This is a genomic window from Aurantimonas aggregata (genome assembly GCF_010500835.1).
Taxonomy (GTDB): Bacteria; Pseudomonadota; Alphaproteobacteria; order Rhizobiales; family Rhizobiaceae; genus Aurantimonas; species Aurantimonas aggregata.
On the sequence record NZ_JAAAMJ010000005.1, the window covers coordinates 51773 to 68961 of the forward strand.

12 protein-coding genes are annotated in these 17189 nt (G+C 66.6%); 3 read left to right on the forward strand and 9 right to left on the reverse strand.

The window, feature by feature from the left end; translation table 11 throughout:
* Positions 1-106: 106 nt before the first annotated feature.
* The 8 genes from GTW51_RS09210 to GTW51_RS09245 form a co-directional block, all read right to left on the reverse strand.
* Complete coding sequence (locus GTW51_RS09210) at positions 107-2620, reverse strand: GcvT family protein (RefSeq protein WP_163043629.1); 2514 nt, start codon at positions 2618-2620, stop codon at positions 107-109.
* 127 nt (positions 2621-2747) lie between these two features.
* Positions 2748-3503, reverse strand: a complete 756-nt coding sequence (locus GTW51_RS09215) for an FkbM family methyltransferase (RefSeq protein WP_163043630.1) — start codon at positions 3501-3503, stop codon at positions 2748-2750.
* A gap of 9 nt (positions 3504-3512) precedes the next feature.
* A complete protein-coding gene (locus GTW51_RS09220) occupies positions 3513-4730 on the reverse strand; it encodes a hypothetical protein (RefSeq protein ID WP_163043631.1) in 1218 nt (405 codons plus the stop codon).
* A gap of 62 nt (positions 4731-4792) precedes the next feature.
* On the reverse strand, positions 4793-6247 hold the full coding sequence (locus GTW51_RS09225; RefSeq protein ID WP_203565991.1) for an aspartate aminotransferase family protein: 1455 nt from the start codon (positions 6245-6247) through the stop codon (positions 4793-4795).
* 11 nt (positions 6248-6258) lie between these two features.
* Positions 6259-7272, reverse strand: a complete 1014-nt coding sequence (locus tag GTW51_RS09230; protein WP_163043633.1) for an NAD-dependent epimerase/dehydratase family protein — start codon at positions 7270-7272, stop codon at positions 6259-6261.
* A complete protein-coding gene (locus tag GTW51_RS09235) occupies positions 7269-7703 on the reverse strand; it encodes an EamA family transporter (RefSeq protein WP_163043777.1) in 435 nt (144 codons plus the stop codon). The genes GTW51_RS09230 and GTW51_RS09235 overlap by 4 nt, the downstream gene beginning before the upstream one ends.
* An 82-nt stretch (positions 7704-7785) precedes the next feature.
* Positions 7786-9201: an FAD-binding oxidoreductase gene (locus tag GTW51_RS09240; RefSeq protein ID WP_163043634.1), complete on the reverse strand. Its 1416-nt coding sequence runs from the start codon at positions 9199-9201 to the stop codon at positions 7786-7788.
* The gene (locus GTW51_RS09245; protein WP_163043635.1) at positions 9194-10630 is read right to left on the reverse strand and encodes a UbiA family prenyltransferase; all 1437 of its coding nucleotides are present in this window, start codon (positions 10628-10630) and stop codon (positions 9194-9196) included. Before GTW51_RS09245 ends, GTW51_RS09240 begins: the two co-directional genes overlap by 8 nt.
* A 387-nt stretch (positions 10631-11017) precedes the next feature.
* Here GTW51_RS09245 and carB point away from each other — a divergent pair, with 387 nt between their 5' ends.
* The 3 genes from carB (at position 11018) to GTW51_RS09260 (ending at position 16358) form a co-directional block, all read left to right on the forward strand.
* Complete coding sequence (carB, locus tag GTW51_RS09250; RefSeq protein ID WP_163043636.1) at positions 11018-14449, forward strand: carbamoyl-phosphate synthase large subunit; 3432 nt, start codon at positions 11018-11020, stop codon at positions 14447-14449.
* Positions 14450-14615: 166 nt separating this feature from the next.
* A complete protein-coding gene (gene greA / locus GTW51_RS09255; protein ID WP_163043778.1) occupies positions 14616-15089 on the forward strand; it encodes a transcription elongation factor GreA in 474 nt (157 codons plus the stop codon).
* A gap of 210 nt (positions 15090-15299) precedes the next feature.
* Positions 15300-16358, forward strand: coding sequence for a glycosyltransferase family 4 protein (locus GTW51_RS09260; RefSeq protein ID WP_163043637.1), 1059 nt, complete (start codon positions 15300-15302; stop codon positions 16356-16358).
* On the opposite strand, the gene GTW51_RS09265 is transcribed toward GTW51_RS09260, so the two are convergent.
* Positions 16322-17176, reverse strand: a complete 855-nt coding sequence (locus GTW51_RS09265; protein WP_163043638.1) for a glycosyltransferase family 25 protein — start codon at positions 17174-17176, stop codon at positions 16322-16324. The two genes, GTW51_RS09260 and GTW51_RS09265, sit on opposite strands and share 37 nt — an antisense overlap.
* Positions 17177-17189 lie beyond the last annotated feature (13 nt).

Genomic DNA, 17189 nt, shown 5'->3' on the forward strand with positions numbered 1-17189 from the left:
CTGCCGAAACGCAGGCGGTGCAATTCACAAAACCGTCACTGAACCGTATTGACCACCGGGAGACGCCGGATGCTCCCAGTCTGTGGACAACTGCCGCGAGGGCCGATCAGGCTTTTAGGCGGTCGTTGTCCGGATCGAACGGGCTCTCGCCAATCACCGTCGCCGGGTAGAGCCGACCGAGGATCCTGATCTCGAGACGCGTGCCCTCCGCCGCACGGGTCGGCTCCAGCATCGCCAGCGCCAGGCTCTTGCCGACCCGCCAGCCGTAGCCGCCGTTGGTCGCGCGTCCGACCAGGGCGCCATCGGCATAGATCGGCTCCGACCCGCGGGCGTCGACATCCTCGACGTCGTGGATTTCCAGCGTCGCGAACGACCAGCGCAGCCCCGCCTCCCGCGCCCGCACGACCGCGTCGCGACCGATGAAATCGCCCTTGTTCGGGTGAACGAACCTCTCAAGCCCCGACTCGAAGGCGTTGTATTCGATGGAGAGTTCGCGCGGCAGCTGGCGGTAGGACTTCTCCAGCGCCATGGCGTTCATCGCCCTGATGCCGAACGGTCTGATGCCGAACTCCGCCCCCGCCGCCATCAGCGCATCGTAGAGGGCGTTCTGCATGCCGATGGGGTGGTGCAGCTCCCAGCCGAGCTCGCCGACGAAGTTGACCCGCAGCGCATGCGCGCTCGCGGCGCCGACAGCGATCGCCTTGCCCGTCAGCCAGGGAAAGGCGGCGTTGGAAAGGTCGGAGCGAGTCAGCTTGGCTAGCACGTCGCGGGCGCGCGGACCGGCGAGCACCAGCACGCCGAGCTGCTCGGTCAGGGGTTTCAAAGTGACCGAGCCGTCGGAGGGCAGAAGCCGGCGCAGATTGTCGTGGTCGATCCGCTCGTAGCCGCCGGCCGAAACCAGGTAGAAGCGGCCCGGCGCCCATTCGTAGACGGTGAACTCGGCGCGCACGCCGCCGGTCTCTGTGAGAAGATGGCAGAGCGCAACGCGCCCGCGTGCCTTGGGGATGCGGTTGGCGAGGATCGAATCGAGAAAGGCGCGGGCGCCGGGGCCAGAAACCTCCATCTTGGCGAAGGCGGTGAGGTCGAGCAGGCCGACGCCTTCCGTCACCGCCCTCACCTCGTTGCCCACGTGCTCGAAATAATTCGAGCGCCGAAACGACCATTTCTCGCGGATGACGCCGTTCTCGTCGGCGGGCGCGTGATTCTCGTTGGTCAGCACGTCGGCGCCGAGGTCGAGTTCCTGCCGCGAGACGGATGTCCCCTCCGGCGCGAACCAGTTGGCGCGCTCCCAGCCGTAGACCGAGCCGAAGACGGCGCCGAGCGCCTTCTGCCGATCATACGAGGGCGAGGTCTTCAGCGGCCGCGCGGCGGCACGCTCCTCGTCGGGATAATGCGTGGTGAAGACGTTGGCGTAGGCTTCCTCGTTCTTTTCGATGAGGTAGCCTTCGGTGGCGTAGGGGCCGAAGCGGCGCGGGTCGACGCCGACCATGTCGACGGTCGGCTCGCCGTCGACGATCCATTCGGCGAGCTGCCAGCCGGCGCCGCCGGCGGCGGTGATGCCGAAGGAATGGCCCTCGTTCAGCCAGAAGCCTTTCAGGCCCGGCGCCGGGCCGACGATCGGCGAGCCGTCGGGCGTATAGGCGATGGCGCCGTTATAAACCTTCTTGATGCCGACCTCGCCGAACGCCGGGACGCGGGCGATCGCGGTCTCGATATGCGGCATCAGCCGGTCGAGATCCTCCTGGAAGAGCTCGTATTCCGACGCGTCGTCCGGACCGTCGACGTAGCAGCAGGGCGCGCCCTTCTCGTAGGGGCCGAGCAGCAGGCCGCCATTCTCCTCGCGCATGTACCATGCCGAGTCGCTCTCGCGCAGCACGCCCATCTCCGGCAAGCCCTGGCGCCGGCGCTCGACGATCGCCGGATGCGGCTCTGTGACGATGTACTGGTGCTCGACCGGGATCACCGGCACGTCGAGGCCAACCATGCGGCCGGTGCGGCGGGCGAAGTTGCCGGTCGCCGAGACGACGTGCTCGCAGACGACGATGCCCTTGTCCGTCGTCACCGACCATTCGCCGGATTCCAGCTGCTCGATCGCCGTTACTGCCGTGTTCCGGTAGATCTTGGCGCCGAAATCGCGGGCGCCCTTGGCCAGCGCCTGCGTCAGGTCGGCCGGCTGGATGTAGCCGTCGTCCGGGTGCTGGATCGCGCCGAGAATGCCGTCGGTCTCGCAGAGCGGCCAGACTTCCTTCAGCTCGTCCGGCGTCAGCATCTTTACCTTGACGCCGATCGTCTCGGCGATGCCGGCATAGTACTGGAACTCGTCCCAGCGGTCTTTCGTGCGGGCAAGGCGGATGTTGGTAACGTTGGAGAAGCCGACATTCATGCCGGTCTTTTCCTGCAGCTCGCGATAGAAGCGCACCGAGTAGCGGTGCAGCTGGCCGACGGAGTAGCTCATGTTGAAGAGCGGCAGAAGTCCTGCGGCATGCCAGGTGGAGCCGGAGGTCAGCTCCTTGCGCTCGACCAGGATGCTGTCGCTCCAGCCCTTCTTCGCCAGATGGTAGAGTGTCGACACGCCGACCACCCCGCCCCCAATCACCACCGCCCGCGCGCGTGATTCCATCGCCTGCAACTCCCCGCCTCTTCGCAGGCGCGAGCTTAGCGCGGCGCCGCGAATGACGCGGTACTCATTTGCGACACGCGGGCAGCCGGCGGCGACCTCACCCGCCTGCCGATGCGATCAGTGCCGGTCAGGCGAAGGCCCAGACATCCTCGCCGTAGAAGCCGACGCTGTAGCCGGCGGTCTTCAGCTTGACGACGACCTGGCCGATCTCGGCGGCCGGCAATGCGCCGATCTCCACCTTGATCATGCCGGGGCGATAGCGGGCGATGTCGAACTGGTCGAACACCACCCAGTCGGCGCCCTCGCAGTCGACCAGGAAGGCGTCGATATGGTCCAGCCGATTGCGGTCGAGGACGGTCTGCAGCGGCTCCGACGGCACGCTGATGTCCTTCAGGTGGTGCGCGAAGGTCGAGAAGTTCGCGTCCTCCTTGCCCCAGGCATCCTTGCCGGACATCAGGTTGGTATCGGTGACGGAGGAGCAGCCGATGAATTCGATCGGCAGCGTTCCGGCCTCCAGCGCCTCCGCCTCGAAGGTGCGGATGGCGATTGTCCCCGACTCGCGGGTGATCGCCACCGGCTCGATGACGAAGCGCTCGGTGTCCGGGTAGTTCTTGCGCAGGCGCTGCTGGTTGTAGGGTATCGGCTCCACCAGCACGGCCCGGGCATTGGGGATGCGATGCAGCCATGGCGTCACGTCGTCGAAGAGGACGCCGTCGCAGGCGCCGACATTGACCATGACGAAGGGCCGGCCCCTCCCGAGGCGGGCGCGCATGGCCGCCTTGGCGAGATAGCGCGTGCCGAGCAGCGCCGGCGCGCGGTCGAGAAGACCTGCCGGGAGCCCCAGGGAGACGGCAATGCGTGCGGCATGCGACAGGCGGGACATGGCGATTTCTCAGTTGTGCCGGCGAACGGGCGGCGTGAAGGCGGCATTGGAAGTGGCGAAATCCGGCTTCCAGGCTTCGAGCAGGATCATCAGGAACGGCGCGACGAAGATGAAGTAGACGCGGTCGTCCGGCAGCGGAAACGTCACGTACTTGCCGATGAAGCAGAGGACGACGGCGGTGAGCACCATCGTGGCGTTCCGGTCGGCGCCGCGGCCGCGGGCGGCGAGCAGCAGCCAGCCGAGCAGCAGCACCGCCATGATCATCGGCCAGTTGTTGAAGCGCAGACCGACATTTATACCCCGCACGATGCCGTGCAGATAGGCGCCCACGCTGAAGGCCGGATCGAAGCCGCGCATGTCGTTCTGCAGCGCGATGTTCGAGAAATAATAGTGCGGCCACCAGCCGGGATGCCCGGCCGCCTCGGCAATCGGGCCGTAGAGCAGCACCGCGGCGAGGAAGGCGAGCAGCATCGGCAGCCGCCCCTGCCCGAAGGCCAGCGCTGCCAGCAGCAGCGCGAAGAGGAAGATGATCCCGTCCGGGCGCACCAGGAACATGGCGAGCAGGAACGGCACGGCCAGCCAGTAGCGACCCTTGGCGGCCAGATAGATGCCCGGAATGCCGAACGCCGCCATCATCATGTCAGGCGTCGCCAGCATCGCCATGTCGAAATAGCCGGCGAGCAGCAGCACGGGCGCGGCGAGCAGCAGCGATTGCGAGAAGCCGTGCCGGACCGCCCAGCCCAGCAGGACGAGACCGACGACCAGGGTCGACAGGCTGGCGACGATGGCCGTCGCGGTGACCGGCTCGACCAGCCGGTCGAGATAGCGCAGCGCGAGGATATAGCCGAGCTTCACCCGGTACATCGACAGCTGCGAGACGAAATGCTCGGGGTTGGCGAACTGGTCGACGATGTAGGTGTTGCCGCGGGTGATCTCGTACCACTGGAAGTCGGAGATGCCGTAGCGCGTCGCCTCCCAGGCGGCGGCGTGCAGCGCCTGCGGCTGCTCGTAGCGATCCTCCAGCGAGGCGGCAATGTAGGGCGCCATGTCCCAGTTGTGCTCGGGTTTGATCAGCCCGAACAGCGACGACAGCAGGACGAAGAGCGCGAAGGCGGCGACCGCCAGCCTCGAGAAGACGCGCGACGTCATCAAGGCGGCGACGCGGCGGCCGAGCTCGCGCATCGGGCCGGAGTCGATCGGGCGGTGGAAGTCGGTTGCAATGCTCATGCCGGGCTTCCCCGCGTCAGGTTGATATCGGGCAGGCTTCGGCCGGGCGCGACGTCGCGCGCTCAGCCCATCTGCGACTTCACGAAGTCCTTCACGATCGACACGATGCCGCGCGACAGGAGGTCGTCCAGCGCGTCGCAGAACTGGTCGACATGCTCCTCGCCGCAGATCAGCGGCGGCTCGAGGCGGATGACATTGCGGTTGTACTCGGTGAAGGCGACCAGCACGTCGTAGTCGCGCAGCAGCAGCGCCCCGATGAAGCCCGACAGCGAGCCCTTCAGCTTGTCGTCGAGGATCGCCACCATCGGACGGAGCGCCAGCGGCAGGGTGCGCGAGAAGTCCTGGAACTCCAGCCCGACCATCAGGCCCTGGCCGCGCACTTCCTTGATGATCGTCGGATATTTCTGCCGGATCGCCTCGAGGCGCTCCAGCAGATACGTGCCGACTTCCTCGGCATTGCCGATCAGGTCCTCGTCGTAGAGAACGTTCAGACCCTCGATGGCGGTGACGCAGGCTTCGCCGATGCCGCCGAACGTCGCCTGGGCGTGGATCATCGCGGTCTTCGGCGTGCCGTAGGCCTTCATGTAGACCTCGCGGCGGGCGATCATCGCACCGACGGCGGCCTTGCCGGCGCCAAGCGACTTGGCGAGTGCGGTCACGTCCGGCACGACGCCATGGTGCTCAAAGGCGTAGAAGCGGCCGGTGCGCCCGTAGCCGCACTGTACCTCGTCGGCGACCCACATCACCTTGTGCTTGTCGCAAAGTGCGCGAACGCCCTGCCAGTAGTAGGTCGACGCCTGGACGATGCCGCCGCCGCCCTGCACGGTCTCGAGCACGACGACGCCGATGTCGGGATCGCTCTCGACGCAGGCGGTCAGCGCCTCGAGGTCGCCGAACGGCACCTTGTAGCGGTTCTCCACCAGCTTGAACTCGCCCTGGTAGAGCGTCGAGTCGGTGATCGACAGGACGCCCTTTGTCTTGCCATGGAAGGAGTTCTCGGCATGGACGATCTTGCAGTTCTTCCGGCCCGAGGCGCGCTCGGCGACCTTGACGGCGGCTTCCATCGCTTCCGAGCCGGACGAACCGAGGAAGACCATGTCGAGGCTGCCGGGGCTGACGGCGGCGAGGTTCTTCGCCAGCGCCGAAGCATACTGGGAGAGGAAGGCGATGGCGATCTCGTGCCGCTTCTCGTCCTGGAAGCGCTGGCGCGCTTCGATGATCCGCGGGTGGTTGTGACCAAAGGCCAGCGAGCCGAAGCCGCCGAAGAAATCGAGGATCTTCCGGCCGTTCTGGTCGATGTAGAACATGCCTTCGGCGCTTTCGACCTTCACCTTGTGAAAGCCGAGCAGCTTCATGAAGTGGAACTGGCCGGGGTTGATGTGGTCCTTGAACAGGTCCGCCATCGACTGCGCGTCGAGGGCCTTGGCCTCTTCGACCGACAGCAGTTTCGGCTTGGCCGGGCCGCGGCGTAATGGAGCGTCGAGCGGCGGCGCGGTCACAACGGGACGGTCGAGCATGGCTGCGCTCCTCATTCGGCGGGTTGGATGGAGGTTTCGGCGTCGTCCTGCCGGCCTTCGCGCTTGGCGCGGTATTCGGTGTAGGCGGCGATCAGCATGTCCTCGTCGCGATACTGCGGGACCCAGCCGAGCTGCCGCTCGCCCTTGGAGACGTCGAGAACGCACATCTCGTCGGCGATCAGATACTGCTCGGGGTCCATCAGCGGCAGATTGAGCCGATCCAGCAGATCGAGCGTCCGCTTGACCGCCCAGCCCGGCGTCGGCACGAGCAGCGACTTCGAGCCGGCATGCTTGACGAGGTCGCCCAAGAGCTTCCTTACCGGCGGCGGGTTGAGCGAGCCGAGATTGTAAGCCTCGTTCGGAACGCCTGCCTTCCAGGCAAGACGGGCCGCCTCGGCGCAGTCGAACACCGAGATGAACTGGTACGGGTTCTTGCCCGAGCCGATCATCGGCACCGGCAGGTTGCCATCGACCAGCTTGAACAGCTTTTCGAGGATGCCAAGCCGGCCGGGTCCGATGATCAGGCGCGGCCGGAACAGCGAGATGTTCATGCCCCGCTCGCGCCATTCGGCGGCGAGGTGCTCGGTGTCGAGCTTGGACTGGCCATACTCGCCGAGCGGCGAGACCGGGTGCTCCTCCGTCATCGGATAGATCACCGTGTGGCCGTAGATCATGTCGGTGGTGAAGTGGACGAGGTCCTTCGCCCCAGCCGCATCCATCGCCTCGATGATGTGCTTCGTGCCGTGATAGTTCACCGGGTAGAAGAAGTCGTGGCGCTTGGCGCGAACCTGGATCGGCGAGAGCATCTTGGCCGAGAGATTATAGACCATGTCGCCCGGCTCGATCGGAACGGCGCGCACCGACGCCGGATCGGTGACGTCGGCTCCCATGAAGCGCGAGCGGCGATAATGCGGCAGGTCGCTGCGATAGATGTCGGCGACGACCACTTCCTCGCCGTCGGTCACCAGCTTGCGGGCAAGATGACGGCCGACGAAACCGTCGCCGCCGAACAGGATATGCTTCATCGTGACACCTCACGGGTGGAATCGGTGGGAAGCGCGGCGAGCTCGTTCTCGCCGTGGATGGGCGAGCCGCCCTGGGCGATGAACACGGTACCGACGCAGATCAGCGCGATGCCGGCGATGCGCATGGCGTTGAGATCTTCGCGGAAGACGAAGTAGGCGAAAACCGCGACCGCTACGTAAGCCAGCGAAAGGAACGGATAGGCATAGGACAGCTCGACCTTCGACAGGACGTAGAGGTGCGAGGCCATCGAGATCACGAAAACGCTCAACCCCATGAAAACCCAGGGGCTGAAGACGATCTGCAGGATCTTGAGCAGCGGATTGACGCCGGCGAACGAGAGCGGCCCGAGCTGCATCATGCCGTATTTCAGCATCAGCTGCGCCGCAGCGTTGGTCAGCACCGTAAACAGGATGAACGGCAGAAACTTCAGCATCTCAATAACCTGATTGGAACAAGCAATGGTCCGGCTCGCCGCGACATGCGAACATTACCGCACCGGGCCTTTTGGAAGGTTAATAGGCAGGACTACTTGCTTCGCCGACGATGCTCACTGCGCGGAAGGGTAAATTTTCGCTGAGTGTTTCCGGTAGAACTTTACGCTCGGCAGTCCTGGACGGCGTCAGGCGCAGCGCGGTGCGGCGCCAGAAATCCGAGCAGAAGGCCGGATCCCGCAGCGCCTCCAGCTCGGCCCAGCGGGCGAAGCCGGCGGCGAACGTCTCGGGCGACATCCGCGCATCCTTGTAGGGATTGACCGCCCCGCCCGCCCCGATGGCGATGGCATCGAGATCGGCGAGGAGTCTCAGCGTCCGTTCGCCGCGATGCGGGAAATCCAGCGTCAGCGTGTAGCCCTCGCGGGGAAAGCTGGTGAGGCCCGGGCTCGCCACCGCGCCGAAGCGCTTGAGCACGGTGAGGAACGACCCCTGCCCGGCCTGCTGGGCGCGCATGATCAGCGCCCGCACCGCGGTCGGGCCGGCCGCCAGCGGCACGACGCTCTGGTGCTGGTGCAGGCCGCGCGGGCCGTAGAGCCGGTTCCAGCCACCGATCCGGTCGAGCGGATAGAAGAAGCTGTCGAAGCGCACGACGCGCCGGCGGGAGCCCTTCGGTGCGCGGCGGAAATAGGCCTCGTTGAACGCCGAGAGGCCGAGCCCCCGCAGCGGGCTGACGAAGGGCGTGAACGGGATGCTCGTGATCGGCTTGCCGGCGACGCCCGAACGATCGCCCTCGGCGGCATGGTCGCCGGTGATCAGATGGCCCCGCCCGAGCGAAGCGCCGGTCACCAGCGAGTCGATCCAGGCGACGGCGTATTCGTGCCGGAGGTCGGCCGCTTCCGCGAGCTCGAAATACTCGTCGAGACTGTCGAACCGCGTCGTCGTCTCGTCGATCGACAGTGACGGCACCTTGAGCAGGCGGATCGTCGCCTGCCGAATGAGCCCGGTCAGGCCCATGCCGGCGATGGTCGCCGCGAAGAGCTGCGGCTCGCTGTCCCGGCTGCAGGTCAGCGGCCCCTGGTCGGACCGTTCGAGTTCGAGGCTCTCGACCCAGTTGCCGAAAGTGCCGCGGCGGTGGTGGTTCTTGCCATGGATGTCGTTGGCGATGGCGCCGCCGAGGGTGACGAACTGGGTGCCGGGGGTGACGGGCAGGAACCAGCCGGCCGGCGCGACTTGTCGTGTGATCTCTGACAGCAGGATGCCGGCATCCGCCGTCAGCGTCCCGGCGACCGGATCGAACGCCTGGATCCGGGCGCGGTCGCGGCTGTCGACGAGCGTGCCGGCATCGTTGTGGCAGCTGTCGCCGTAGGAACGGCCGTTCCCATAGGCCAGCAGGCTGCCGTCCGCCCTGCTCGCGAGCGACCCGAGATCGGCGACGGCGATCGCTGCGCGGCGGGCCGGCCTGAGGCGCCCCCAGCTCTGGTAGAGGGGCTCAGACATAGGCGCCGAGCAGGAACATGGTGGCGCCGAGTCCGATCATCATCTGGCTGCGCCAGTCCTGCATGATGAACACCACCGGATCCTCGTGCATCTCGTTGCGCCGGGCGAGGATCCAGATCCGCACGATGATGTAGAGCACCAGCGGGCACAGCGGCCAGACGAGGTACGGGACCGCGAAGTGCTCGCGGATCGCGGGACTGTCGATGTACAGGGCGAGGACGAGGACGGCGGCGAAACCGGACGACATGCCGGCCTGCGACAGCGTCTCGAGGTCGGCGTCGACATAGCCGCGGCCGGTCTTCGAGCGATGCGCGCCAATGCCGAAATCCTGCAGCTCCGTGAAGCGCTTCACCAGTGCCAGCGACAGGAAGAAGAAGACCGAGAAGGCCAGCAACCAGAACGACGACTCGGCACCGGCGGCTTCCGAACCGGCGATGATCCTCGTCGTGTAGAGGCCGGCCAGCGTCAGGACGTCGATCAGCAGCATGCGCTTGAGGAAGAACGAATAGGCCGTGGTGGTGACGATGTAGGCCGCCAGCACGACAGCGAACTCGATCGGCAGGATGGCGGCGACGCCTACGGACAGGGCCAAGAGGCCGCCTGCCAGCTTCAGGCCCGTCGGGATGGAGATCCTCCCGCTCGCGAAGGGGCGGCGGCGCTTGGTCTTGTGCCGGCGGTCGGCGGTCAGGTCGAGAAGGTCGTTCAAGATGTAGACCGCCGAGGCCGCGGCGGAAAAGCTCACGAAGGCGAGGAAACCGGCCAGCAGCATCTGCAGGTCGAGGAACTCGTGGGTCAACGCGATGGGCACGAAGACGAGGACGTTCTTCAGCCATTGATGCGGCCGCATCGCCTTGATGGCCGCCCGGGCCGCGCCGGGTTCGGCGTCGATCCGGGCCGAGCCGGTCCGGGTCTGCCAGGAGTGCGCCGCCTTGTCAGGCGCGACGACCGTCGCGGTGGCAGCCTTTTCGAGGAGGCAGATGTCCTCGTGGGAATTGCCGACATAGTCGAAATCATGCTCGCCATGCTCGGCGAGGATTCGGTCGAGCTTGCGCTCCGAGGTGAGGTTGACCGTGTCCGAGGAGGCCATCACCGCATCGAACAAACCGAGATGATCGGCGACCGCGTGGGCGAGTTTCTCGTTCGCGCCGGTGGCAAGGATGATGGTGCGGCCTGCCGCCTTCTCGCGGCGGAGCAGCGCGACCACTTCCTCCCGGTAAGGCAGCAGCGCGGGGTCCAGTTCGCAGCTGTGGGCGAGCTCCGCCTTCAGCCGCGCCTTGCCCTCAAACAGCCAGCCCGGGACCCGCAGCAACGCGACCGGCCGCTGGCGCGCGACGAGGAAAAGGGTCTCCCACAACAGATCGCTGCGGATGAGCGTGCCGTCGAGGTCGACGAAGATCGGTCGTTCAGTCTGCGGCGCTCTGGCGTCCACCGGTCATGCTCCCCCTGTCGCATCCAGCAACGGATCGCGTGAAGTCCGACCACATCAGTGAGCCAAAGCAGTTTCGACGGGGTGAATTCTGCCCGTCACAGCGGACCTTGCGGAAGATCAAGCTGCAAAGGGAGTCAACAAACTGCCAATTTGCCGGAGAGCAATTGACGAAATGGCAGCCGTCCGGCAGGCCGTCGCCGGCTCGGCCGAGGCAGGGCGGCATCCGTCTTCGCGACCAAGTCGCGGATTTCGCTGATTGTGCCCTTCCGGATTGCCATTCTCTTCCCTATAAGGCGGCCTCAGCCTCTCAGGAAAGATCTGCCGCCGGCCGCGCTATGCGCGGGTTCCGGGATTTCGGCACGCAACAACAGCGGATTTAGCCCTCCCATGCCGAAACGCACCGACATCAAGACGATCCTCATCATCGGTGCAGGCCCGATCATCATCGGCCAGGCCTGCGAGTTCGACTACTCGGGGACCCAGGCCTGCAAGGCGCTGAAGGAAGAGGGCTACCGGATCGTCCTGGTCAACTCGAACCCGGCCACGATCATGACCGATCCCGATCTTGCCGACGCCACCTATATCGAGCCGATCACGCCGGAGATCGTCGCCAAGATCATCGCCAAGGAGCGGCCCGACGCCATCCTCCCGACGATGGGCGGGCAGACCGCGCTGAACACCGCCCTCTCCCTGCGCCGGATGGGCGTGCTGGAGAAATACGGGGTCGAGATGATCGGCGCCGATGCGGACGCAATCGACAAGGCCGAGGACCGCGCCCTGTTCCGCGAGGCGATGGCGAAGATCGGCCTCGCCACGCCGAAGTCGATGCTGGCGAATGCGACGGAAGCCAAGGCTGCCGACCGGCGCGTCCACGACGAGCGCAAGGCGGAGATCATCGCCGAAACCGCCGACGACGCGGAACGCGAGACCCGGCTTGCCGCCCTCGAGCACGACTGGCTGATGGGCGAGCCCGACCGCAAGCAGCGTTACATGTCGCGCGCTCTCGGCTCGGCCGCCGAGGCGCTGGATGAGGTCGGCCTGCCGGCGATCATCCGGCCTTCCTTCACGCTCGGCGGCACCGGCGGCGGCATCGCCTACAACCGCTCGGAATTCTTCGAGATCGTCGAGACCGGCCTCGATGCTTCCCCGACCACCGAGGTGCTGATCGAGGAAAGCGTGCTCGGCTGGAAGGAGTTCGAGATGGAGGTGGTCCGCGACAAGGCGGACAACTGCATCATCGTCTGCTCTATCGAGAACGTCGACCCGATGGGCGTCCACACCGGCGATTCGATCACCGTCGCGCCGGCGCTGACGCTGACCGACAAGGAATACCAGATCATGCGCAACGCCTCGATCGCGGTCTTGCGCGAGATCGGGGTGGAGACCGGTGGCTCCAACGTGCAGTTCGCGGTCAATCCCGAGGACGGCCGTCTCGTCGTCATCGAGATGAACCCGCGCGTGTCGCGCTCCTCGGCGCTGGCGTCGAAGGCGACGGGCTTCCCGATCGCCCGGGTCGCCGCCAAGCTCGCCGTCGGCTACACGCTTGACGAGCTCGACAACGACATTACCGGCGGCGCGACGCCTGCCTCGTTCGAACCGTCGATCGATTATGTCGTCACCAAGATCCCGCGCTTCGCCTTCGAGAAATTCCCGGGCGCTGAGCCGATCCTGACCACCGCGATGAAGTCGGTCGGCGAGGTCATGGCGATTGGCCGGACCTTCGAAGAGTCGCTGCAAAAGGCGCTGCGCGGCCTCGAGACCGGCCTCGACGGGCTCGACGAGATCGAGATCCCCGGCATCGGCGAGGGCGACGACAAGAACGCCATCCGCGCCGCGCTCGGCACGCCGACGCCGGACCGGCTGCTGATGGTCGCCCAGGCGCTGCGCATGGGCACCAGCCCCGAGCAGGTCCACCAGTCCTGCAAGATCGACCCGTGGTTCATCGCCCGCATCAAGGCGATCATCGATCTCGAGGAGCGCGTCCGCGAGCACGGCCTGCCGGAGGATCCCGACAATCTGCGCTTCCTGAAGTCGGCCGGCTTCTCCGACGCGCGGCTGGCAAAGCTTGCCGGCACCGAGGAAGCCTCGGTATTGGCGCTGCGCGAGCGCCTTGACATCCACCCGGCCTACAAGCGGATAGACACCTGCGCCGCCGAGTTCGCCTCGCCCACCCCCTACATGTACTCGACCTACGAGCGGCCCTTCGCTGGTTCGCTGCGCTCGGAAGCCGACGTGAGCAGCGCCAAGAAGGTCGTCATCCTCGGCGGCGGCCCGAACCGGATCGGCCAGGGCATCGAGTTCGACTATTGCTGCTGCCACGCCGCCTTCGCGCTCAACGACGCGGGCTACGAGGCGATCATGATCAACTGCAACCCGGAGACCGTCTCGACCGACTACGACACGTCGGACCGGCTGTATTTCGAGCCGCTGACCGCCGAGGACGTCTTGGAAATCCTGCGCGTCGAGCAGACTGCCGGCACGCTGGTCGGCGTCATCGTTCAGTTCGGCGGCCAGACGCCGCTGAAGCTCGCCGAAGCGCTGGAGCGCGCCGGCATCCCGATCCTCGGCACCTCGCCCGACGCAATCGACCTGGCCGAAGACCGCGACCGCTTCCAGCGGCTGCTCAACGAATTGGGCCTTCGACAGCCGAACAACGGCATCGCCCGTTCGGTCGAGGAGGCGCGCGAGATCGTCAAGCGGATCGACTATCCGGTCGTCATCCGCCCCTCCTACGTGCTGGGCGGCCGGGCGATGGAGATCGTCCGCAACGAGGCGCAGTTCGAGCGCTACATGCACACGGCCGTCGTCGTCTCCGGCAAGTCGCCGGTGCTGATCGATTCTTATCTGTCCGACGCGATCGAGGTCGACGTCGACTGTCTCAGCGACGGCACGGCGACCTACGTCGCCGGCATCATGGAGCACATCGAGGAAGCCGGCATACATTCCGGCGACAGCGCCTGCTCGCTACCGGTGCATTCGCTGTCGCGGGCGATCACCGACGAGCTCTCCCGGCAGACGCGCGAGATGGCGCTGGCGCTGAAGGTCGGCGGGCTGATGAACGTCCAGTTCGCCATCAAGGGCGAGGACATCTACGTGCTCGAGGTCAATCCGCGCGCCTCGCGGACCGTGCCCTTCGTCGCCAAGACCATCGGCTCTCCGATCGCCAAGGTCGCGGCGCGGATCATGGCCGGCGAGACCCTCGATGCGGCCTTCGCGGCCTATGGCGGCGCGCCGGATCCGCACGGGCTGAAGCACATCGCGGTCAAGGAGGCGGTCTTCCCCTTCGCCCGCTTCCCCAATGTCGACACGCTGCTCGGACCCGAGATGCGCTCGACCGGCGAGGTCATGGGCCTCGACTACGACTACACGCTGGCCTTCGCCAAGGCGCAGCTCGGCGCCGGAGTCGAACTGCCCCGCGACGGGACGGTGTTCGTCTCGGTCCGCGACACCGACAAGGACCGGGTCCTCGCGCCCATCCGGCTGCTGCATTCGCTTGGCTTCCGGATCATCGCGACCGGCGGGACGCAGCGTTTCCTGGTGGAGAGCGGCGTGCCGGCGGAGAAGATCAACAAGGTGCTGGAAGGCCGGCCACACATCGAGGATGCGATCCGCAACCGCCGCGTGCAGCTGGTGCTCAACACGACGGAGGGCGCCAAGGCACTCTCCGATTCGCGCTCGCTGCGGCGCGCCGCGCTGATCCACAAGGTGCCGTACTACACGACGCTGGCGGGCATGATCGCCGCCGCCGAAGCCATTGCGGCGCTTCGCGAGGGCAATCTTGAAGTTCGCCCGCTGCAGTCGTATTTTACCGCGGCCTGATTGCAACAACGCCGCTCGGACGGGCGAATCAGACATCTTCGCAGTCCGTACTCACGCTGGTTCCGAACGGGTCGCACCGTCCGGAGCCGGTTTGTTATTGTGCCCCGGCCATGCCGGCAATGAACATAAGACGACCGGTCAGCCGGACGTCGGAAAGGTGGAGGCGATGGACAAGGTCCCGATGACGAGTGCCGGCTTCGAGTCGCTCAAGGAAGAGCTTCGTCGGCGTCAGCAGGAAGAGCGCCCGCGCATCATCGCGGCGATCTCCGAGGCGCGCGCTCACGGCGATCTCTCGGAGAACGCCGAGTATCACGCCGCCAAGGAATCGCAGAGCCTGAACGAGGGCCGGATCTCCGAATTGGAAGACCTGACGGCCCGCGCCGAGGTCATCGACGTCGCCAAGATGTCGGGCGACCGGGTCAAGTTCGGCGCGATCGTCAAGCTGGTCGACGAGGATACCGAGGAAGAGAAGACCTACCAGATCGTTGGCGACCAGGAAGCCGACGTGAAGAATGGCCGGATCTCGATCTCCTCCCCGATCGCGCGGGCGCTGATCGGCAAAGGTGAAGGCGACACGGTCGAGGTCACCGCGCCGGGCGGTGCGCGCTCCTATGAGATCCTCGAGCTCCGCTGGGGCTGATAGTTCCGACATATCCGTGGTCCTCCGCCTGAGTCTCTCGGGCGGATGACCACGGAGAGCAATATGGCTTCCCCCTTGTCCGGCCATGCTCGACCCGAGATTGGCCGGCCCGGTTGCCGGAATGTGATTGCATTCCCGTGATCGGCAAAGGCCTTCGCGATTGCGCGACCCGGTCCGTTTCCCTCGCCCCTTCGGCACGAGAACAGCCCCATGACCATCCGCGACGTCGAGGTCATCGCGCCGAACTTCAAGCGTCGCCTGTCCGGCGTAACCTCGACGATCGTCCAGCTGCTGCCGTTGCAGGCCCGCGACATCGGCATCGCGACGATGGGGCCGGACGTGCTGCCGGACTCCGTCCCGCGGCTCGGCTACGGCGCGCTTCTCGCCTTGTGGCAACGGTCGACCCGGAATAAGCGCCGCATCTGGCACGCCCGACGCAACACCGAGATGCTGGCCGGCGTCGTCCTTCGCGACATCTTGCGGATGAAGCTGCGGCTGCTCTTCACCTCGGCGGCGCAGCGCCGCCACACGGCCTGGACGCGCTTCCTGATCCGGCGGATGGACGCGGTGATCGCCACCAGCGAACGCAGCGCGGCGTTTCTCGACGTGCCCGCCACGGTCATCCTGCACGGCATCGACCTCGACCGTTTCGGCCCGGAAAGCCCGCAGCCGGCGGAGGCTGTCGTCGATGAATTCGAGGGCCGGCGCGTCGTCGGCTGCGCGGGGCGCATCCGCCACCAGAAGGGCACCGACGTCTTCGTCGACGCGATGATCGCCCTGCTGCCCTCGCGGCCAGGCTGGGTCGCCGTGATGACCGGCCGCACCACGGCCGAACATTCAGCCTTCGAAGCCGAACTGCGCGACCGGATCGAGAATGCCGGGCTTTCCGACCGCATCCGGTTCCTCGGCGAGGTCGACGACGTCGCACCGTGGTTCCGCCGCTTCGATCTCTATGTCGCGCCACCACGCAACGAAGGCTTCGGCCTGACGCCGCTGGAGGCGATGGCGAGCGGCACGCCGGTCGTGGCGAGCGACGCCGGCGCGTTCGCCGAGATGATCGTGGATGGCACGACGGGTCGGGTGGTACCGGCCGGCGATGCCGCTGCGCTCGCCGCAGCGATCGCGCCCTTCCTCGACGACGATGCCCTCCGCCGGCGTGCGGGCGAGGCGGCGCTTGCCCATGTCCGGGCGGCGTTCCCGCTGGCCCGCGAGGCAGATCAGATCGGCGCGGTCTACCGCTCGCTCTGGGCGATCGACGATCGCGACTGAAGATCTGCCTCAGGCTCGCCGGCCTGCCGGAACTCGTCGAGATCGACCGCCGGGCATCGAAGCTCCAGCGGCCCCAGCCGCCCCAGCTGATAGCGGATCAGGGCGAACTGCCCGGCGATCCGCCTGGCCCGGTATTTTATCGCGCCCTCGCGCAGCGTCAGCCTCAGGCGCGGCTGGTGGATCTGCGTCACCGTGGCGATGCCGGGATCGATGCCCTCGCCCGCGAGGATATGCGCCTGCACCGCCAGCGCGGGCTCCGCCTGCGCGATCCGCAGTCGCCCGTGCTGGTACATGAAGGCGTCCGCCGGTGCGGCATCGGTGGCAAGGGCGTCCAGCAGCTTTCGCGCACCCGCCGGGCTCACATAATAGGCGGCGGTGCCGGTCTTCTCGCGTGCCACGGCGGTCAGCCGCGTGCCAGCCTGCCCGACAGGCTTCGACCGCCGGAAGAATTTCCGGCGGCCGTACCATTCGAGATTGACGTTGTCCCACTCGGTCGGCGGCGGCGAGCGCAGGAACGCCGCCAGCCGCGGCGAAAGCACCGCGTCGTCCTCCAACACAACGAGGCCGTCGGTGCTGGCGGCGGCGCGCTCCCAGAGCTGCGCGTGGGACAGAAGAACGGCGATCTCGATCCGGGTGATCGGCCGTTGCCAGCGCCGCGACAGGGAAGCGAAGGTCCGGTGGTCGACGTCCGGACCTTCGAGCGCCCGGACCCGCTCGAGGCCGAGGCCGAGCCGGCGGGCCTGCCGCTCCATGAAGTCGCGCCGTTCGACCGCGCGATCGAGATTGATGAAGTAGGCGGGCAGCACCGTATCGACCATTTCCGTCCCTCTC